This is a genomic window from Paraglaciecola arctica BSs20135 (assembly GCF_000314995.1).
Lineage (GTDB): Bacteria > Pseudomonadota > Gammaproteobacteria > Enterobacterales > Alteromonadaceae > Paraglaciecola > Paraglaciecola arctica.
Map to the genome: position 1 here is coordinate 22,345 of NZ_BAEO01000067.1, position 19,859 is coordinate 42,203.

General features: G+C 38.1%; 17 protein-coding genes. 9 read left to right on the plus strand and 8 right to left on the minus strand.

The annotated features are described in order from the left end of the window. Nucleotides 1–7: 7 nt before the first annotated feature. Nucleotides 8–859 (minus strand): alpha/beta hydrolase, encoded by an 852-nt coding sequence (locus GARC_RS24270; RefSeq protein ID WP_007625571.1) that lies wholly within the window; start codon nucleotides 857–859, stop codon nucleotides 8–10. Further along, nucleotides 856–2,838 (minus strand): alpha-amylase family protein, encoded by a 1,983-nt coding sequence (locus GARC_RS24275; RefSeq protein ID WP_007625572.1) that lies wholly within the window; start codon nucleotides 2,836–2,838, stop codon nucleotides 856–858. Before GARC_RS24275 ends, GARC_RS24270 begins: the two co-directional genes overlap by 4 nt. 193 nt (nucleotides 2,839–3,031) lie before the next feature. Between GARC_RS24275 and GARC_RS24280 the strand changes: the two genes are divergently transcribed. Continuing rightward, on the plus strand, nucleotides 3,032–3,292 hold the full coding sequence (locus tag GARC_RS24280) for an RNA recognition motif domain-containing protein (RefSeq protein WP_007625573.1): 261 nt from the start codon (nucleotides 3,032–3,034) through the stop codon (nucleotides 3,290–3,292). 228 nt (nucleotides 3,293–3,520) lie between these two features. Here the strand turns inward: GARC_RS24280 and GARC_RS24285 are convergent, their stop codons facing one another. Genes GARC_RS24285 through GARC_RS24295 form a run of 3 tightly spaced genes read right to left on the minus strand, consistent with a single transcriptional unit; the run spans nucleotide 3,521 to nucleotide 8,368 of the window. Continuing rightward, nucleotides 3,521–6,646, minus strand: coding sequence for a bifunctional diguanylate cyclase/phosphodiesterase (locus tag GARC_RS24285; protein ID WP_007625574.1), 3,126 nt, complete (start codon nucleotides 6,644–6,646; stop codon nucleotides 3,521–3,523). Nucleotides 6,647–6,682: 36 nt separating this feature from the next. Further along, nucleotides 6,683–7,111 (minus strand): type 2 periplasmic-binding domain-containing protein, encoded by a 429-nt coding sequence (locus GARC_RS24290; RefSeq protein ID WP_007625575.1) that lies wholly within the window; start codon nucleotides 7,109–7,111, stop codon nucleotides 6,683–6,685. Between the two features lie 6 nt (nucleotides 7,112–7,117). Further along, complete coding sequence (locus GARC_RS24295) at nucleotides 7,118–8,368, minus strand: porin family protein (RefSeq protein WP_153811019.1); 1,251 nt, start codon at nucleotides 8,366–8,368, stop codon at nucleotides 7,118–7,120. Nucleotides 8,369–8,659: 291 nt separating this feature from the next. On the opposite strand from GARC_RS24295, the gene GARC_RS24300 reads away from it, so the two are divergent. The 3 genes from GARC_RS24300 to GARC_RS24310 all read left to right on the plus strand — a co-directional run bounded on the left by GARC_RS24300 (nucleotide 8,660) and on the right by GARC_RS24310 (nucleotide 11,098). Then, nucleotides 8,660–9,127: a c-type cytochrome gene (locus GARC_RS24300; RefSeq protein ID WP_007625577.1), complete on the plus strand. Its 468-nt coding sequence runs from the start codon at nucleotides 8,660–8,662 to the stop codon at nucleotides 9,125–9,127. An 81-nt stretch (nucleotides 9,128–9,208) separates the two neighbouring features. Continuing rightward, complete coding sequence (gene uspE / locus GARC_RS24305; protein WP_007625578.1) at nucleotides 9,209–10,120, plus strand: universal stress protein UspE; 912 nt, start codon at nucleotides 9,209–9,211, stop codon at nucleotides 10,118–10,120. 21 nt (nucleotides 10,121–10,141) lie between these two features. After that, nucleotides 10,142–11,098 carry a universal stress protein gene (locus GARC_RS24310; RefSeq protein WP_007625579.1) on the plus strand — a complete coding sequence of 319 codons (957 nt, stop codon included), beginning with the start codon at nucleotides 10,142–10,144 and terminating at the stop codon, nucleotides 11,096–11,098. A gap of 120 nt (nucleotides 11,099–11,218) precedes the next feature. Here GARC_RS24310 and GARC_RS26125 read toward each other — a convergent pair whose 3' ends face one another. Both GARC_RS26125 and GARC_RS24325 read right to left on the minus strand, forming a co-directional pair. Continuing rightward, the gene (locus tag GARC_RS26125) at nucleotides 11,219–13,525 is read right to left on the minus strand and encodes a bifunctional serine/threonine-protein kinase/formylglycine-generating enzyme family protein (protein WP_007625581.1); all 2,307 of its coding nucleotides are present in this window, start codon (nucleotides 13,523–13,525) and stop codon (nucleotides 11,219–11,221) included. 288 nt (nucleotides 13,526–13,813) lie between these two features. Beyond that, nucleotides 13,814–14,665 (minus strand): PP2C family protein-serine/threonine phosphatase, encoded by an 852-nt coding sequence (locus tag GARC_RS24325; RefSeq protein WP_007625583.1) that lies wholly within the window; start codon nucleotides 14,663–14,665, stop codon nucleotides 13,814–13,816. A 314-nt stretch (nucleotides 14,666–14,979) separates the two neighbouring features. Between GARC_RS24325 and GARC_RS24330 the strand changes: the two genes are divergently transcribed. The 4 genes from GARC_RS24330 (at nucleotide 14,980) to GARC_RS24345 (ending at nucleotide 18,473) form a co-directional block, all read left to right on the plus strand. Further along, complete coding sequence (locus GARC_RS24330) at nucleotides 14,980–15,594, plus strand: hypothetical protein (protein ID WP_007625586.1); 615 nt, start codon at nucleotides 14,980–14,982, stop codon at nucleotides 15,592–15,594. Nucleotides 15,595–15,686: 92 nt separating this feature from the next. Further along, the gene (locus GARC_RS24335; protein ID WP_153811020.1) at nucleotides 15,687–16,028 is read left to right on the plus strand and encodes a hypothetical protein; all 342 of its coding nucleotides are present in this window, start codon (nucleotides 15,687–15,689) and stop codon (nucleotides 16,026–16,028) included. 26 nt (nucleotides 16,029–16,054) lie between these two features. Beyond that, a complete protein-coding gene (locus GARC_RS24340) occupies nucleotides 16,055–18,049 on the plus strand; it encodes a CsgG/HfaB family protein (protein WP_007625590.1) in 1,995 nt (664 codons plus the stop codon). Nucleotides 18,050–18,134: 85 nt separating this feature from the next. After that, the gene (locus GARC_RS24345; RefSeq protein ID WP_007625591.1) at nucleotides 18,135–18,473 is read left to right on the plus strand and encodes a hypothetical protein; all 339 of its coding nucleotides are present in this window, start codon (nucleotides 18,135–18,137) and stop codon (nucleotides 18,471–18,473) included. Nucleotides 18,474–18,560: 87 nt separating this feature from the next. Here GARC_RS24345 and GARC_RS27800 read toward each other — a convergent pair whose 3' ends face one another. Further along, nucleotides 18,561–18,761 carry a DUF6868 family protein gene (locus GARC_RS27800; RefSeq protein WP_007625592.1) on the minus strand — a complete coding sequence of 67 codons (201 nt, stop codon included), beginning with the start codon at nucleotides 18,759–18,761 and terminating at the stop codon, nucleotides 18,561–18,563. 98 nt (nucleotides 18,762–18,859) lie between these two features. Here GARC_RS27800 and GARC_RS24350 point away from each other — a divergent pair, with 98 nt between their 5' ends. Further along, nucleotides 18,860–19,849, plus strand: coding sequence for a 2-hydroxyacid dehydrogenase (locus GARC_RS24350; RefSeq protein ID WP_007625593.1), 990 nt, complete (start codon nucleotides 18,860–18,862; stop codon nucleotides 19,847–19,849). Nucleotides 19,850–19,859: the final 10 nt, after the last annotated feature.

The window sequence follows — 19,859 nt, forward strand, 5'->3', positions numbered from 1 at the left end:
GATGTAATTAGAAAGCAGGCTCTTGTTGAAATAACCATTGAACGGCTTCAGAAAACTCAGCTCGCCATAACTTCTCATTGTGTTCACCATTAGGTACACGTTTAAACAACGTATTTTTCCGAGGATGACCTTGTTGTCTGAGTTGTCGTTGCATTTTAGCAGTATCGGCTATCATGCCATCGCCTTCTTTATCGCCATACATCACATACAAGCGAGCATCTAACTGGGCTTTTTTAAGTTTGCTAAAAGAAAACACATCTTGCGAATACCAGTAAGAAGGCGAAAAGATACCAGCTTTACTGAATACCTCTGGATAAGCATGAATGGCATAGTGGGAAATCAATCCGCCCATAGAGCTTCCCATAATTGCCGTGTGTAACCGGTCAGATTGGGTGCGGAAATTGGTGTCGATATAAGGTTTAACAACCTCTACAACAAAATCCATATATTGTTTACCTTGGGCTTCGCCAAAACGTTTATTTTCCCATGGAGACAATTCATTCATGCGAAAATCAGCATCGTTATCAATGCCTACAACTATCACCTCAAGGCCCTGCTTTTCAGCGAGTTGGTTGAGTGACTCGTCAACTCCCCACTCTCCTGCAAACGCAGTCATGTCATCAAATAAGTTTTGTCCATCGTGCATATAAATGACCGGGTAAGATTTTTCAGAGTTGTGATAACTAGGTGGTAAATACAAGCGAATACTGCGCTGGCGTTCTAGTTCGGACATCACAAATTGATAGGGTAATACTTGTACATTGTCAGTTGCAGTAGAGGTTTTTGTTGGCTCACTACAGGCGGACAATAACAATGTGAATGTAAACAAAATCCCTCGAATAGCTGACTGATGGCTCATAGCTGGATCACCACAGATTGCATCGGCGCTAAACTCAACTCCATCACGCCTAATTTATCCTCAACAATCAGGGTTTGTTTTGTGCCTGTTAATAAATCCACACCTACATAGGCATCAGTATTCAGTTTTAATGTGTCGAGTTGTTCTGCATTCAAAACCACAGCTAAATTGATGCTGCGCTGCTGCTCAAAATGACTGATCACTAACACTCGTTGATTATCTGTATAACGAACAAAGGCCACTAACTTATCAGCACTATTAATACCAGTTTGACTGTTTAATACTTCGCCTGTTTGGGCATCTGCAACTTGGTCGGGTTTGAAACTTATTGGCATATAACTTCCTAACATGGCTGGGTGAAAAGCAGAGATCTTCATCACATCAACATAATAACTGCGTAACAATTGTTCAGACTCACTCAATTGGCCGCCATCGAACTTGCCGTTATTCATCCAACGTTGGTGAGCGGGAACACCACCATAATCAAAAATGCTGGTGCGAGACGGATCACCAAAACCTAAGTCTTCACTGCCGTCTTCACCCACTTCTTGGCCAAAATACAGCAAAGTGGGTGAACGGCTTATCAATGCAGACACCACCAAAGCAGGTTTACCCATTTGTGCACCACCGACTCTGCCAGCAAAGTCATCACTGGCAATACGTTGTTCATCGTGATTTTCTAGAAAGTGCAACATATGTTGTTCAATATCTTGAAGCCCTGATTGGATATGATGTAACACTTTAGCTTTTTCTTTTCCTTGCATAATGGCTTTTAGGCTATCGTAAAATTCAACTTTATCGTACAAATAGTCCATTTTCCCAAACTGAATATACTGGCGATATAATTCAGGGTTGTACACTTCAGCTAATAAAAAGGCATCAGGCTTTTTAATTTTTATAGATGAATTTAAGTAACTCCAAAATTCCACTGGCACCATTTCGGCCATATCATAACGAAACCCATCTACTCCTTTGTCTAACCAATAGCCTGTAATATCACGAAACTTAAGCCAAGAATCAGGCACCTTTTTATCTGACCAAAATGCCACATGTTGTTTAATACCCAGTTGCATGTATTGCTCAGGTAGCCGCGGGAAGTCGTAACTACCATCAGGTTTAACACCATAATTAACCTTGACTGTTTCATACCAATCATGGAAGTGCGGCTGTGCTTTACGAGAGCCGTTTCCTGTCCATTTAGCGGGTGATTCAGCAAATTTCCCATCAGACATAGGATTGGCATCGCCCCCTAAAGGTTGATATCCATCAAGAGGTAAAGGTACTTGGAAATCCTCTCCTACCACGTAATAAAAATTATTATTTTGGGCGTACTCAACACTTGTATCGTCTTGTTCACCAAAGTCCCTCATACCTTCAGGCTTAGCTAAGGATTGATAATTACGCGCCACATGATTAGGCACTATATCAATGATGACCTGCATACCATTTTTATGGGTTCTTGCAATTAACGCCTCAAACTCTTGTAAACGTTTGGCTGGATCATCTGCCAGATCAGGATTGACTGAATAATAATCTTTAACCGCATAAGGCGAACCTGCACGGCCTTTAACCACATCAGGATCATCAGGAGTAATACCATAAGCTGAATAATCGGTGATCAGATCGTGGTGTGGCACACCTGTATACCAAATATGTGTGGTGCCAAGTTCTTTAATGCCTTGTAGAGCAGTATCAGTAAAGTCACTAAACTTACCTACACCATTATCTTCAATAGTGCCCCAAGGTTTATTAGTGGTGTTGGTATTCCCAAAAAGTCGAGTAAACACTTGGTAGACAACTGGTTTACCAAGTGGCTTTTTAGGTAATAGATTTTTAATGGGCATACTATCTGTTTGCTTTTGTGTCGATAATTCTTCTTTAGGTGCAGGTGAACACCCAGTAATTGCGGTCAAGAGTACAATAAACAAAATAGTGTTTTTACGCTTAGCTAATTTTGTTTCAAACATTGCTGCAAACATATAATAGGTTCCTTCGATAAAGCTTGCTAAATCATACCTCTAGCGGCTGTTATCTAATAGTATCTTACATACGTATTCACAACTTATTCACAAACCAAAAAGTAATCAGTTTCCAAAATCAGATCGTTTGGTAATCCTTAAACTGTTATCATTAGGCTCTAATTTCAGGTATTACCAAGAAGTGACAAACTAAATGAAAATATTAATCAGAAACCTTGACAGAGAAACCACAGAGCAAGAACTACAAACGGCCTTTGAGGTACATGGAAAAGTGCAATCTTGCGATATAGTTAAAGAAAAATCTAACGGTTTATCAAAGGGTTTTGGTTTTGTTGAAATGCCTAAACCAGGTGATGCAAAAGTCGCTGTAAAGAACTTAAACGACAGTATGTTAGGTGCTAATAAAATCAGAGTTAAATACGCTGAAAGTAAAGCTGACACTCAAACCAATTAGCACAATAATCGAATTCAAGCCCCCTTATAAAATATTTTTCGTGATTAATTTCGTTTAAATTTATTGCCTACTTCTGGCATTATTTATATGAAATAAAAAGTAAACTATGGGCACCACCAAACAGTAATATTGGACTAGGTAAAAGGGGGAGATCTCTATTAACAAGGCCGTATATATCGAAAGCCATATTGCTAACTCAAATTATAATTAAGCTTGCTCGTCAGTAATTTAATCAAATATATTATGGTTTTTAAGGAACGCTATAGTGTCATTTGCCGATATTGGCTTACTAAAATAATAACCTTGTACATATTTGCAATTAAGCCTTTGCAAAATCTCTAACTGTTCTTCATTTTCAACACCCTCGGCAATCACCTCAAGTTTTAAACTGTGGGCAATGGCAATAATGGCTTGGGTAATCGCTATTCCTTTTTTGTCAGTCGTAAGCTGATTGATAAAACTTTTGTCAATTTTAAGAACATCAAGTGGAAAGCGACTGAGGTAACTCAAAGAGGAATAGCCAGTACCAAAATCATCAATTGATAATTTTACTCCCAGCTTTTTTAGTTGATTTAGCACGCCGATAATTTTGTCAGGATCATCAACTATTAAACTTTCAGTTAACTCAAGTTCAATGTGCTTTGCATCGAGATTATATTCTTGCAATACATTTGTTACGTCGAACGCCACATCTGACAATAAAAATTGTTTTGCCGAAACGTTGACCGCTACTCTTAATTCATCAAAGCCTTGGTTGTGCCAAACCTTCAATTGTTTACATGCGTTAATCAATACTTGTTGCCCAAGTTGCACAATCAATCCTGCGTCTTCAGCAATGGGAATAAACTCATCTGGGGTGATGGTTCCCAATTCAGGATGAAACCATCTAGATAACGCTTCAAAACAAACAATTTCACCGGAGCCGATATTTATTTGAGGCTGAAAATAGAGACTAAGAGTGCCATTTTGTAAAGCCGCTCTAAGCTCATTTTCCAATAAATTTCTGCGATTAACATGATCACTCATACTGGCATTAAAGAAATGATACTGGTTAGTACCGTGTATTTTCGAATAATACATAGCAGTATCGGCAAAATGTATTAAATCATCGGAGTTTGTTGTGTCGGTTGGAAAGACACTAATTCCTATGCTTATACCGACTCCAGTATCTTTATCGTCAACCAATATCCCACTATTAAACTTTAACACTAAGTTTTCAGCAATTCTGTCGATATGCTTTTTCTCAGTAATCCCTTCTAAGATAATCGCAAATTCATCCCCCCCTAACCTAGCTGCATAATCATTTCTTCTGGCTACTTTAGAAAGAATACGCGCCACTTTTATGAGGAGTTCATCCCCTGTTTCATGTCCTAAGGTGTCATTGACCTGCTTAAACCTGTCTAGGTCAATAAATAACAAAACGATACTTTCATTTGTTCGAGTCGCTTTATTCAATGTTTTTTCTAAGGTTTTTCTGAAATAACCTCGGTTTGGTAAACCTGTCAGAATGTCATGGTTAGCCAGTTCCCATAAGTCTTCTTCTGATTTTTTCTTCTGAGTAATGTCAGAAAAAGCACATACATAATGGCTAGGGAATTTTTCCGAGTCCAAAATCACATTAATACTAATATCTTGCACGTAATGTGAATTATCAGATTTAATACCAATTAATTCTTTTTGCCACTTTCCGTACGCATCTATATTGTGAGTGAAATCACTGATGTTAAATGTTGATTTATCGGAATTAATAATAAAATCAGGTACTCGTCCCACTATATCGCTAAGCGTAAAACCTGTAATCTGGCTAAAGGAGCCGTTCGCGGCTAATACAATTAGTCTTTTATCTAAAATAAGGATCGCACTACTACTACTATCAAAGGCTTTGGCATAAAGTCGAATTTGTTCTTCTGATTCTATATTTTCAGTAATATTCCTAAAGGTACCCAATACCGTTTGATTGTTAATATCACTATCATTACTGTCAACTAATTTGCCCCTAAGTTGCAGCCAAGTATAACTTTTTTGTTTAGCTACCCTAAATTCGACCTCAAATAATTCGTTAGGATGGTTTGCAAAATCTGAAAAATATTTCTCAACCCTTGCTCTATCATCGCCATGAATAGAACGGCTGAAAACTGTAAAATCAGTGGTAATTTCACTATTACTTAAACCTAAAATACGGCAACTCATATTATCCAGAAAGATAGATCCATTGAGCAGTCTATATTCCCATAAGCCTTCACCACTGCCCCACAAAGCCATACCAAGTCGTTCTTCACTGTTTCTTAGCAATAACTCCCTATTTTGGATTTGATCCAACATATGATTAAGACCTTGGGCAAACACACCAATTTCATCTCTACTGTCAGTTTTATAGTGCATCAGTCCATTTTCATTTTGCAGCGCACGTTCATTAATAAAGTGAATGATCTTTTTCAGTGGTTTGGCGATTAAGAGTTTAATCGTCACTAGCTGTGACACCCCCACCACTAACAATAATGATATGGCTAGCAAAATAATGTTGTACTGCATTTCATCAACCAATAAAAACGCATCAGTTTTTTTAATTCTGGCAGTTAAAGTAAGCCCTGTTTTTTCATCGTTAAATTGCTTGCTTAGCCACAAATCACTGTCTGGTTCGTGTTGCGCAATGTCCCCAGCTAAAAGTTTTCCTTGGTAGAACACAGATAAATTTATATTGGATGACTTAAGACTGGCCATTAATTCTGCTAAGGGGTGATTAATTTGATTTGAAATACGTATACAAACCTTAGATGCATTCCCATCAATGAACTCGTTACCTGCCAAAAATTGGTAATCTAAGTTAAGCAGAACAACATTATTAAGCTCGCTCTGAGCTTTTATGGGAAGGACTTCAAAATATACGAGATGTTCTTTATTAATAGCGTTTTCTATAAAATCAAGGGAAGGCGCTATCATAGACTCAACCACTGTACCGTCCAGCAGGCGGATTACAGAACTTTTTGAGGTGATAATTTCAACTTCGTGATAACGAGGTTTAGAGGCGGTCAGGGAACTTAAAAATTGTTCTAACTGAACCAATTCATCGTTTAAACCTTGCAGGTCTTCTATTTGTTCATAATCGAGGTAATTAGTCAGAGCGTTGTGGGAACGAATAATGCGCGCGTCTTCGATTGTTTGCTGATAAATATTATCAAAAACCATTTTACTGCGAAGTAGTGAGTTATCCAAATCCCGCATAATAAGCGGGTGAACCAATTTCTGAAAACTGGAAATATTCACATAGGATTGTATAACGAACATAACCGTCATAGCAGTGCCTACAAGCACAATCACTTTTAATGCTATGGATTGACTTATGACCCTAAACATTGTGATTAACCAGTAAAATTAAACGGAATATCCAGTTCAATCTATGATCATCACAATTTTAAGACCATTAAGATTGTTTATTTCAGACTCAGATACATAACCTATAGCCGATTCTTTTAAGCTAACAAACTTAGCCACTAGACGCTGCGGTTTCATTTTAACTTCATTTTTGATGGTATTATTAACAAATCGGTTAGACCAATCCCTTTGGGTCGATATAGCAGATTTATTCAGAATGTTTTGCGCGAATTTTTCTCTAGCGTTTGACTTAACGGGTAATTCAAATACTAATATCCCTTCACCATTTTTCCAAAAACTAACTTTGTCTGAATAGATTTGTTTAACAACTTCAGCATCAATTTCCTGAACATTGTTTTCATTCACAACTACATAAATTCGTTCACAAAATACATCAGTACTGATAGGTATTAGGACAAAAAGTAAGAGGTTACGTAAATAATTCATCGTCACTTACCTCCCTAAGTACGTTGAAATAGAAAAGATATAAAAACCAAAATCATCGATCAGTGGATCGTCATATTGATTAATATGGTATTCACCTTTTAACGTAATACTTTCGTTTACATGGTAATTTATAAACAGTGAATGCCGTTTGATTTTATCAAGGTCTAGACTGGTTTGATCATACACATCATAGCGATAACCTAGTGCCCATTGATCAAGGTCATAAAGGATCTGCCCATAAAAACCTTCTCGCTCATAATCCGATGCTGAGTCAGCAAACTCTAAGTCAGCTTTTGCATATTCAATTTGCCCAGTAACATTCTCATAACGAGCTTTAATATGAAACCCTATAGCAGTCTTATCAGCGTTACCATTAGCCGTATCTTCATTGTCATTGTATATGGTAAAGCCAGTAGTTAAGTCATCCAAAACCGGAAAATAAAAGTTGCCACGGAAGCCTGTCGCCTTATTGCTATTCAAATCATTTTTACCGGAAACTGACGACTCACCATTACCCAAAAACATATTGTAATCAAAGCTAATATCGTTACTTAAATAAGTTGAACCAAAACCAGACACACCATCAACAAGCTGGGGAAATATTTTACGGATATGCATAGGTCTTTCTTGCGTAGCCACGAAAGGTGGGTAGTGATCTTCAGACCAAATTCCTGCGGGGGTAAAGAAGCGCCCAACGCGCAAATTAATATATTGGTTGTAGTTCCAATCAAAGTTCATGGCTTCTACGAAAATAGTACCTGAAGACTCATCCATATCACCTGAACCATCATTCACACCACTAAATTTAGGACCATCTTCATATTCTATTTCCGAAAAAAACTTAAGATCATTATCAAACTGCCGAGTAAAAAACAGCGACAGATGATGCATTCTAAACTCTTCATTTACACCGTCTTCACTCGATCCTTTATATTCAACGTCAGCATAACCAGCCAATTTCATGCTGCTATCTAGGACTTGTGAGGTTTCATCAATTAAGTATTGTTGTTCTTCAACCTGCAGGGACAAATTTTGTACTTGCGTGGACAAGGGATCAGTGGAATAGGTAGATTCATTTTCTGAGGGACTATTTGACTCTGTTACTTCTGGCTCTACTTTACGTTGCTGTAACAACTGTTGGACTAAAATTTCTAGCTCTTTAACACGCTTCTCTAGTTGCTCTACTGTGCTAGCAGACACATTATTAGCATAAATACTCATTATTAGAAAAAGGCATATTCGAACTCGCATTTTCACTCTCATATTCCAATCTGCATAAAATCTAGGTCTTGAGTCAATTAGATAGTCGACACTCTATAGGCTAACTTATTGAATTGAAATTTCTTTAAGCGAAACTAGACTAAAGTATAAGTAACCTGAACTCGGGATAAATATTATAAAGGCCTTAGTAGAAGTGCCGTAATAGTTGCTGACTTACTAAAGTTTGATCCCTATCAACAAACAAGCCTCCTCCTTATCCACTTAAACTGACTTTTCATTTATGTTAATTCTAAGTCCTAAGTCTAATAACAAAATTAAGGCATCAACATGAAAACGTTAATTTGGTTTACCGCAATTATTTTGATTTCAGTTATGGCTGCTTGCAGCTATGGCCCAGATTCTACTAAAGGTTTCAGTTTGCCAGCAGGGAATGAGGCAACCGGCGAAAAGGTGTTTATGAAATACCAATGTCAGGCTTGCCATTCATTAAAGGGTTATGCAGATGATTCATTAATCAAAGAGTTTGATACACCTATTCCATTAGGTGGCACATCATCTATGGTTAAAACTTATGCTCAGTTAGTCACTTCTGTTATCAACCCTTCCCATAAGTTAGCGCCTCGAAGTCGCTATATTGACGAAAAAATTACTAACGAAGATGGTAGTTCAAAAATGCGGGTATTTAATGATGTAATGACAGTACAAGAATTAATTGATTTAGTCGCCTTTTTGCAACCAAAATACAAGGTTGAACCTATTACTTATACACATTATGGCCAATATAGAATGTTGTAATCTGGGTATTTGATCTGTATCAAGCGGCTTAGAGCATAGCTCGTTAGCATTCAAGGAGTCGAATAACTGGAAAGGTAAAAAATGAATATACCTAAACGAATATTAGTGGTGATAAGCGGCAGACATACTGAACACCCGGCATTAGAACGAGCGTTAAAGTTTGCTGAGTTTAATGATGTACATATCCACCTTTTTAACTCCATTTACGAACCAGTAATGGAATTAACCGATGTGTTATCCAGTGAACATCGCAAAGAGATGAAAAACCAATATATGGCAGACAGGTATTTATATATGGATACCCTAGCCGATATTTTGGATAAAAAAGGCATCAGTTGCAGTGTTAATGTGGCTTGGCATAGAGAATTACATGAAGCCATAGAAGAAATTGTTGATGAACTTGAGCCCGACTTGGTTATCAAGCGGATCACAGCCGATAGATCTAATATCAACCCTTTTGCGATGCCAATTGACAGACATTTACTGCGATATTGCAAAGCACCTATTTTACTGGTTAGAGATCCACATTGGCAGAACAAACCAATATTAGCGGCTATTGATCCCACTGCCACCGATAAAAAACACATAGCACTCAATCACAGCATACTCGAATATTCGAAAATGCTTGCCCATGTCACTAAAACGCAATTACACAGTGTGAATACTTTTGAGACTCCCAGCATGTCACCAAGCATGGATGTGGGTTGGGCTAATATCGACTTTGAGAGCATTAAGGTTGATTTCAGCAATGCCCATAAAAACAAAATGGAATCTTTGCTCAAAGAACATGATTTATTTATTAATCCTTATCATGTAATTGAAGGCCCTGCGGAAATGGCCATACCTAAAATAGCAAAAAAAATTGATGCACAGCTATTAATTTTGGGAACGGTTGGCAGAACCGGTATGTCAGGCGCTTTTATTGGTAATACTGCAGAACATATTTTAGCGAACATGAACTGTGACATATTAACCCTAAAACCAACTTTATAATTAGCAGTTAGGAAATACACCATGCAAACCATTAAAAAAATACTGGTAGATATCGATCCTGATAAACAAGAACAACTAGCACTAAGCAAGGCATTACAATTTGCTAAAAATAAACCAATTACCATCAAATTATTAAGCTGTCTGTATTATCCTTCTGTGGTGGCTAGTAATTTACTGAGCGTTAAACAACTAAAAAAAGCTCAGGCAGAGATCATTAAAATCAATCAAAAAAAGTTAGATAAATTGATAAGCCAACACTCTCAAAGTAACGTGACCTTCGAGACGGAAGTGGTTTGGTATTCACCTATTTATCTGGCCATATTAAAAGTGGTAGACAACTTTAAACCCGATTTAGTGATAAAGGCCACTCATCAACATACAGTAATAGCCAGGCGACTATTTACTCCAACAGATTGGTATTTACTCAAAGCCTGCCCAGTACCAATATTATTAGTTAAAAACCATAAATGGACTAAAAACACCTCGGTTGTAGCGGCCATCGATCCTGAACATAATTTAAGCGAAAAAAGTGAGTTAGACAAAAGTATTCTTAAAACAGGTTTTGCCATATCTTCAGGCCTAGAAATGCCACTGCATGCATTACACTGCTTTGATCCTAGTTATTGGGATATATTACTTGAGGCAGTCGATAAAAGTGGCATGTGGGCAGATGTTTTTTCTTATGACCAACAACAAAATGAACCCATGGTGCTTGAAAAATTACGTAATCAACATAATGTTAAATTTGCTGAAGAATGCTCTGAATATGTACCAAACAGCGCAAACCAACATATTATTTCTGGTGATATAGACGATGTATTGCCGAAAACCTTAGATCAGCTTAAAGCAGGCATTCTAGTATTAGGTACCACCTATCGCACCGGCTTGTTGGGTAGCACTGCACAAAGGCTCATCGAAACGGTTGGCTGTGACTTGTTAGCAGTTAAACCCAAAGGCTTTGAAGCTCCATTTCATTAAAAATTATTAAGATATTTATACCCAAACCTCCTTAAGCGCCGCTTTTGGAGGTTTGCAAAATATATAAAGGAATAAAGTGAAAAAACATGCAATAACGCAAAAACTAATAATTAGATTTACTTAGCGCTCTTGCACAAGCCTAAAGCCCAGATCGTTATTACGAACCTTTGTTGAATTTCTGAAACGGTAAGCCGAACGCAGAGCATCGGGTCTGGAAAGCCAGGAACCACCACGCAATACTCGCTGAGAACAATCGCCCTTACTCCAAGTTTCACCATTATTTGGAGCATCGATGTAGCTGTCATTCCAGCAATCCTGAGTCCATTCCCAAACATTACCGTGCATATCATGCAAACCAAATGGATTGGCTAAAAATGATTTTACCCGGTCGGTATTTTGGCGTTTTTTACACTCACCTGAGAGATACCCATAACGGGCTTGTGAACAGTTAATAGTATAACCCCAACTGTATCTGGATGTTCTACCTGCACTTGCCGCATATTCCCATTCTGCCTCACTAGGCAAACGATAGACATTACCCGAGGTTCTATTTAACCAGGGAATAAATTCATCGGTAATGTCCTTATAGCTAACATTTATGACGGGACGATTATCTCTACCCCAGCCTTCATCATGTGGTTTATAACTACAGCCCCCTGCATCTAAACAAGCATCCCACTGAGTAAATGTGATTTCACTCTGGCTAATACTGAAGGCTTTAATATTGACAGTGTGAACGGGTTTTTCATTACTTTCACCACTGTCTGATCCCATCTGGAAACTACCGCCAGTGATTGCGACCATTTTTGGCAAGGGCACATTCAGCGCTTTTTGAGTTAACGCAATAGTTACATTATTATTACCACTGGCGACATCAATAGTCTCGATTTTATCCTGATATCCGGCTGCCATCAGCTTAATACGATACCGTCCTGGTATGAGTTTCATACCCGCCGAATAGCTTGGGTCAATGTCCAATAAAACGATTTGCGCATTTTCGGGCGTAGTTGTTATCCAAAGCTGCCCAGTTTCGAGGGGCTTCTGTATTTGCACGGTTTGAGGGACTATTTGAGGAACTAATTTAATTGTCACATTATTATCACCACTACCAATATCAACAAATTCTATTTTATCTTGATAACCGCTTGCATGTACCTTAATACCATAGCGCCCCAATTTGAGTGACATACCCGACGAATAACTTGACTCAATATCCAATATAATCACTTGCGCATTATCTGGGGAGGTAGCGACCCATAACTGTCCTGTCGTTTCAGGTACCTGTTGTGGTGAGGTGGCAATAGGCTGCTCTAAAGCTTTGGCTATTGGTATTGATTGTGGTGTTACCTCGACTTGTTCTTGTTGAAAATGGTTAAAGCCATAATACCCACCACCAAGCAGGACCAATGTAATAATAACTATAATGATTAATTTGAAACGCCCTGCCCCGGAAGTCGCTGATGTCGCTTCTTTAACCTGAGGTGCTGAAGAGTGACTAACATCTGGTATTTGCAGTACGGTATTATCACCTGAGGAAAACAAAACAGTGTTATCGGATGACTCAGAGTCAGCAACAACATTGCTATCCCAGCTAGAAAGCCATGACGCTAAATCCTGAGGGCGCTGACTGGCTGATAATTTTAACCCCCAGTCTATTGCGCGAAGAAACCCTGAAGCCTGTGTTCCTTGGCTAAGAGGTTGATAATCATCCTCAACCATACGTTGTACCGCATCACTGGGTTTATGTCCCTTTAAACAGTTATAAGCGACGGCTGCCAGAGCATAAATATCTGTCCATGGCCCAAATTTGGTGTTTTGACTGTATTGTTCGGGAGGCGCGAAACCTGGAGTGACCATAGAGGTAACAGTACGAGTTTGCCCACCAATGGATTGTCTGGCGGCTCCAAAATCAATAAGAACAGGCGTCTCATTTTTACGAAACATAATGTTGTCAGGTTTGATATCACGGTGAAAAATATGGTTTCCATGTACCATCTGCAAACCCTTAAGCAACTCTTCAAGCAAAGCCCGAGTGGCCTGCTCACTAAAAGGCTTAGTCATTATCCGCTGAGTTAAGCTGCCGCCATCGCAGTACTCCATTACTATATAAGCAGTACCGTTACCCTTAAAAAAACGATGGATCTTAACTATGTTAGGTGCATCAAATTGCGCAATAGTTTTAGCTTCATCGATAAACGCGTTTAAGCCCCAATCGAACCCTTCCTTTAGCGCAGGGCTTTTCGGAGCAATAGTAGTATCGCTTTGACGCATAGCAAAATCACTGGGCAGATACTCTTTTATCGCAACCCGCATATCGAGGTGTGTATCAATAGCCAAGTAGGTTATGCCAAAACCACCCTCACCGAGTTTTTTTTCAATCTGGTATTCATGTAACATGTACCCAGACTGAAGTGCGTGCAGTTCCATTAAACAATTTCCATTAAAACTATAACCCTAGTAGTTATCTAACATTATGCCCGTGTCATATAATTCAATAACCTAGATCAACATTACACAGGTATGTTGTTAAGCCATAATGACATATTTAAAACACATAAAAACAAGCGGCGTTTCGTTGAGGCTGTAATAATACCGACTCAATTCCTCCTCAACTATGATTGTATATTAAGCAGATCCCCTTAAGTAATGTAAAGAAATTTATCTCCTACATTGGGCCGCGTCATCGATGTATATATCAGCATCATTACCTAGGCTTTACCATTGCCAAGCCCCTAGAATTAATAACACAGCCACTAAAAACATAGATAACAGCATTGACACTGACGATGTAAAAAAAGAAAACTTGGATGTTTTTCCCGAAGGCATTCCATGACGATAAACCATTACTGTTGCGTTATCTTGTTGGGGTTTCTGATATGTTGTGACCGCGTCGAGTAATAGTGCAACAGTTTTTTTAGGCTTGTCATTGCCAGCAACCAGACGAATAATATCTTCATCAGATAAGGTTTCAAGACCATCACTTGCCAACAATAAACAATCCCCTTTGAGCAATTCAAAAGCTGACTCTCGCAAATCGACATGTTTGATTTCATCGCCACTCACTGAAGAAAGTAGAGCATGTCGCTTCGGATCATTGGCAGCATCTTGTGCTGTCATTTGCCCCTGTTCCACTAACTTTTTGAACACCCCTGCCAATGAATGATCGGCATTCAAACGTTGTATTTTATTTTCACGTACCAGCCAAAGAGGTGAATCCCCTACACTCACCCAATAAATTGTATCACCAGACAAATGCACTGCCACAAGTGTAGTACCCATACCTTTAAGTTCAGCTGACTGCGATACTTTCTGTTGTATGGCCGAATTTGCCATTGTTAACCCAGTCTCTAGACGTTTATAACTAGGCGAGTCTATATGTTGACTAAAGCCCTGTACAAATTCCTCAACAGCGAGAGAACTTGCTTGTTTCCCTGCCACATGCCCTCCCATACCATCACACAGTAAAAGTAATGTTTCATTACCAAACACTTTAATACTAAAAGAATCCTCCTGATAGTTTCGATCGCCTTGGATTTGGTCACCATAAAATGGCGGTTCATCGTTCATAAAAAGTCCTTACTAAGGGGCATAACCAATATTATTTTATCTATCATTAAAGTAACGGTCAGCCACGATTAATTTTCAACATCAGTTACACCAATTTACTAAAGCGACATAATAGTAAAGCTGGATGTTTGAATTCCCCTTCCAACCTAAGGATAAAGATCCTATTTATTGGAGTATTGAATTATCCCAGTCGTGGTTAACCCATAATAGAAATAAAGAGTTATTTTTATTAATTTATCTGCATTGCAACATTAGGTTATTTTAGCAATACTACATTTCAGTTTTATAGTGCACTTTAAAGGGATTGATTCAAAATGATTTTACGTTTATTGAGTGTTCTGCTAGTAAGTATCTGTTTTTCATTTGCTTGGGCAAAATCTGTAGAAGTCACAGGCTATGGATTCATTGAAAATAATAATATCGCAGATGCACGTAATGTTGCCATTGAAGATGCCAAACGAGTGGCGATCGAACAATTATTCGGAACTTATATCAGTGCCAGAACTGAAACCAACAATTTTAAAATTGCCTCTGAAAAAATATATTCCACTGCCAAAGGAAAATTAGATTCCTACGTTATTATTGAAGAAAGTAAATACGATGATAATACATTTAAAGTCAATATTGCCGCGACTATCGATCAAAAAGCGGTCCGCGCCCATGTGGACAATCAACTAAATAGATACAATTGGTTAAAAAAACCTCGCATTATATTCAGTTCTTCCCAAGTCAGTGGCCGTGATCGCTCTAATCTACAAAATGCCTTTGATACAGCGCTAAAAAAAGCTCTATTACAATCTGGCTTTACTTTACTTAGTAGCGACGTCGAGACACCTATTTATGCAAGTTTCATACTTACATCCAACCTTGAAAGCAGCGTCGTCAGCGATGAATATCAAGGTATAAAAATAAAAACAACCAACTATTAGCCAATGTCGAATTAGTTAGAAATCAAACCGCCATAGTTGTTTCAACGTCTGTGGAGTCAGCCCAAAAAGCCGGTGCATATAGTATCAATGCCATGAAAAAATTAGCCTCAGATTTGGCTCAACGTATTGCCAAACGCATTAGCATTGACACAAATGATGCATGGTCGGGTAGCCATCAACAACCTGTCATTGTAGGAATTTCAGGAAACAAATTACAAAGTGATAATATTATGGCCTATATGTCAAATTGGCTAGTCGGCATTGAAGATTCATCAGTCGAGTTACAAGATCAGCAACAAACAAAATTAGTGATTGAATATCAGGGCTGGCCAGAACAGCTATTCGAACAATTAACCATTATGTCAAAGCAAAACACAGTGCCGTTTTCAATTGAAAAAATTCACGGTGACAGCATAGTTTTATCGGCAAAATAAACCACATTATAAAAAGAGGATTTATCATGAGAAAAGCATTACTCGCATCGGCTGTGGTGATTGGCCTGTCAGGTTGTGGCTCGACGACATCAAATGGAACACAAGAATTTAACACTGCTAACCAACTCGCAGGATCACAACAATACGATGAAGCTATTTCATACCTTAATCAGGCAATAGCCAAAAATCCCAAGAATAAAACATTCTCCGCTAAATTAGCAGAAATAAGAGCGCAATATCTGCAAAGCTCAACGACAAAAATAAATGAGTTACTACAAGGTGATTCAAGCCAAAAAAATATCGTTCAGGCCCAGCAAATTGTAGATAGCCTAGAAAAAAACAAAATCGAATCAGATCAAGTTAATAAGTTAAAACAACAAGTTAGTGTTCGCAACAACGCTTTAAATTTACGTGTTGTCTCTATGTACAAAGATGCAAAATACCAAATGGAGCAGAATAACTGGGTTGAAGCTCATGGGCTTCTATCACAAATATCGCAACTGTCTAATAATTATGAAGACGTTAAAACCCGTTTAAATACAGTAGAAGCAGAAGCATATAAAAACTATATGAATCAGGCTAATCGGGCAATTTCTCAAGAAGACTTTAAGTCTGCAAAGTCCAATTTACAAAACTTACTGCAAATTTCTCCCGACAATTCAGCGGCAAATAATTTACTTCAACGTGTTCTTAAAAATGATAATGCCGCGTATTTTTTAAACAAAGCCCAAAGCGCCTATGAAAGACAAGAATGGGAGACCGTTATCTCACAGTGTCAGCGACTTACTGAATATCAAAATAACAATCAAAACTGCGCTGACATGCTTGTCGAAGCTAAAACTAAAGAATCTGAACAACTTTCATCAAAATTAATCGACTCTATTAGTGAAGGTCGTTTTATAGAGGCTGTAAATATTTACAAAAGGTTGCAATCTCATAACGTCACAAAAGACAATAGATTAGATCAGCTTCGTGACAGTTTGTCACAACAAGCATTTTTCAGTGCTGGCACCTATAAGCAACAGGGTAATTTCGCAGTTTCATGGCATTTGCTTAAAGCAATAGCATCAATAAATTCAAATTACCCAGAGCTGTTTAATGAGATAAAACAAGTTGAAGATTCAATTTACACTCGCTCTAAACGGAAAATTGCGATATTCGACTTTACTAGCCCTATTGATAGCAGTGATTCTGGGGTAATTATTACTCAGAACCTGATTTCTCATATGTTCAATAATGCCAGTAATGACATAAGCATAATGGAACGAGCAAATCTGAAAACTATTGTTGAAGAAATGAAATTAGGTCAAATGGGCGTGATATCTGAAAGCTCAGCCAAAGAAATGGGACGAGTACACGGCATTGATTACGCAATAATGGGCTCGGTATTATTGTACAAAGTGGATGGCAAAACAGAGTCAAGCACCAAAACCATACGTTACCAGGTAGGTGAAAAAATTGAAGATAACATCGATTACCTAAACTGGAAGGCCGTCAACCCACAACCAAGTCCCGCAGAACTTAAAGCCGCTCCAAAAGCAAAAATCATGGTGCCAGAATACGGCGTAAGAGAATACAAGGTTACTGATACTAAAAAGGTGGGCTTCTTGCAATTAACCTTCAGAGTTGTCGATGCACAGACTGGAGAAAACACACTGGTTGACACAATCGAACGTAAACTTGAAGAAAGTGACATTGCAAATGCAGGGGTGAGTGACGCGGGTATTGAATTTGATCCTATGGAAATATCCACAGATACAGAAATTTTACAGACATTAACAGAACAAATTGTTGCTCATATGGGTGCGGCAGTACTGAAACCTTTAGAAAAATTAGAAACATCTTTGTTTAATGATGGCAAAGAAAGCGAGCGTCGCATGCAATTTGAGGCTGCAGTTGAGTCTTATACTTATTCGATATTCAACGAAAAAGTTAAGTCGATCTCATCGTCTGCAGACTCCATCGAAGCGCAAAAACGCATTGATAATATATTGGCACGCTTTAGATTTAATATTAATTAGTGTTGCGAAGTATCAAAAAATGCTCAGGTTTTAGTAACAATAATATTGAATCTGATTATGGTAGAGATAACGTTAGGAATACTCCATGAAATTGATAGTAGGAATTATTGCAGGGCTTGTAGTATTTAATAGCGCTGCAAATCAGAGTACTAACTCCGCTGGATCACTTAATAGTACAGAGTTAGTTAAAATCAAAAAGCATTATGAACAGTGCGTCTTTGAGAAAGGTAAGTTAATTTTGAAAAAGTCCAACTTACGTGATGCGATGGATTTTGCTCCTTTAGCCTGTAAGAAAGATTTACTACAAGCAAAAAAATACTTCTTAGATCGTTCAATGAAGATTGAAGTTATTGAACAATTGGTAGATTCGATAGAAGAAGGTATTAAAATTGATCTTGCTAATGAACTCATAAAAACATTTTAACTGTGTAGTAACCACATAAAGGATAATTGAAGCAGTTAAATGTAACTTTCAAACGGTTAAATTTAATTGCTTCAAAGCCCCCTTTCATTATCCGCAAATGCAAAGGTTATGTTCACTCGAGAATAAGTCTATATATGGCGCTAAGTTAAATACCAAGTTACATAACTTACCAATGCCACAATAGTTGCTCCATTCAAACTGTTGATCGCGCAGACCAAAACATTTTCCATGCAGCAAATACAACCAATCATGACCTAAACTAAATAACCTGAACTCTGGATAAGCCATACCATTCAGCACCACTATTACTTATTTGATCGAGGTCAATGTGCAAGTTAAGGTAAATTTTATAATACCATTCAGCCAACAGAATATGAGGTTTCCGCGTGAAAATAGCGTTTTTTAACACCAAACAATATGATCAAGAGTACTTTGATCGTGCCAATCAAAATGCTGCACAGCAGATCCGTTATTTTTCGTCGCACTTAAATCTAGAATCTACTTCGCTTATTACTGATGAAAAAGTGGTGTGCGCATTTATTAACGATAATTTAAATGCTGAGGTGTTGCATAAACTAAAAAGCAAAGGTATTGAACTCATTGCACTACGCTCAGCTGGGTTTAATCATGTCGATGTTGCTTGTGCAAAACAACTTTCACTGCCTGTAGTGCGTGTTCCTGCATACTCTCCATTTGCTGTTGCAGAACATGCGGTGGGATTGTTGTTGTGTTTAAATCGAGGTATACATCGCGCCCATAATCGCATTCGTGAAGGCGATTTTTCGCTTCGAAACTTAATGGGTTTTGACATACATGGTAAAACAGTTGGGATAATCGGCACCGGTAAAATTGGCCAAGCGTTTGCCAACATCATGCTAGGCTTTGGTTGCAAGGTTATTGCTTACGATGTGGTTCACAATGAGCAGTGTATTAAGTCAGGGGTAACTTATGTATCACTCGACAACTTGCTAAGTCATGCAGATGTCATTTCGCTACATTGCCCGCTCACGCCCGAGACCTATCATTTGATAAACCAAGAAGCCTTGGCAAAAATGCGCGACGGCGTCACTATTATAAATACCAGCAGAGGTAAACTAGTAGATACCAAAGCCATAATAAATTCACTTAAAAATGGCAAGGTAGGTTTATTAGGACTAGATGTCTACGAAGAAGAAGAAGCCTTATTTTTTGAAGACTTTTCCAAAAAAGGAATACAAGACGACGTTTTAGCGAGGTTAACTACCTTCCCTAATGTCATTATAACCAGCCATCAAGGTTTCTTCACGCAAGAAGCCATGCTTAATATTGCACAAACAACGCTGTCGAATATCAGTCAATTCGAACAAAATGGTAGCATTCAAAATGGTGTTATCTAAAACCAGAGAT

Bases quoted from the DNA above. Each gene is read 5' to 3' on its own strand.
- GARC_RS24275 (WP_007625572.1), bottom strand. From the start codon at position 2,838: ATGTTTGCAGCAATGTTTGAAACAAAATTAGCTAAGCGTAAAAACACT.
- GARC_RS24340 (WP_007625590.1), top strand. From the start codon at position 16,055: ATGAGAAAAGCATTACTCGCATCGGCTGTGGTGATTGGCCTGTCAGGT.
- GARC_RS24345 (WP_007625591.1), top strand. From the start codon at position 18,135: ATGAAATTGATAGTAGGAATTATTGCAGGGCTTGTAGTATTTAATAGC.
- GARC_RS24300 (WP_007625577.1), top strand. From the start codon at position 8,660: ATGAAAACGTTAATTTGGTTTACCGCAATTATTTTGATTTCAGTTATG.
- GARC_RS24280 (WP_007625573.1), top strand. From the start codon at position 3,032: ATGAAAATATTAATCAGAAACCTTGACAGAGAAACCACAGAGCAAGAA.
- GARC_RS24325 (WP_007625583.1), bottom strand. From the start codon at position 14,665: ATGAACGATGAACCGCCATTTTATGGTGACCAAATCCAAGGCGATCGA.
- GARC_RS26125 (WP_007625581.1), bottom strand. From the start codon at position 13,525: ATGGAACTGCACGCACTTCAGTCTGGGTACATGTTACATGAATACCAG.
- GARC_RS24310 (WP_007625579.1), top strand. From the start codon at position 10,142: ATGCAAACCATTAAAAAAATACTGGTAGATATCGATCCTGATAAACAA.
- GARC_RS24285 (WP_007625574.1), bottom strand. From the start codon at position 6,646: ATGTTTAGGGTCATAAGTCAATCCATAGCATTAAAAGTGATTGTGCTT.
- GARC_RS24330 (WP_007625586.1), top strand. From the start codon at position 14,980: ATGATTTTACGTTTATTGAGTGTTCTGCTAGTAAGTATCTGTTTTTCA.
- GARC_RS24290 (WP_007625575.1), bottom strand. From the start codon at position 7,111: ATGAATTATTTACGTAACCTCTTACTTTTTGTCCTAATACCTATCAGT.
- GARC_RS24335 (WP_153811020.1), top strand. From the start codon at position 15,687: ATGAAAAAATTAGCCTCAGATTTGGCTCAACGTATTGCCAAACGCATT.
- uspE (WP_007625578.1), top strand. From the start codon at position 9,209: ATGAATATACCTAAACGAATATTAGTGGTGATAAGCGGCAGACATACT.
- GARC_RS27800 (WP_007625592.1), bottom strand. From the start codon at position 18,761: ATGGCTTATCCAGAGTTCAGGTTATTTAGTTTAGGTCATGATTGGTTG.
- GARC_RS24270 (WP_007625571.1), bottom strand. From the start codon at position 859: ATGAGCCATCAGTCAGCTATTCGAGGGATTTTGTTTACATTCACATTG.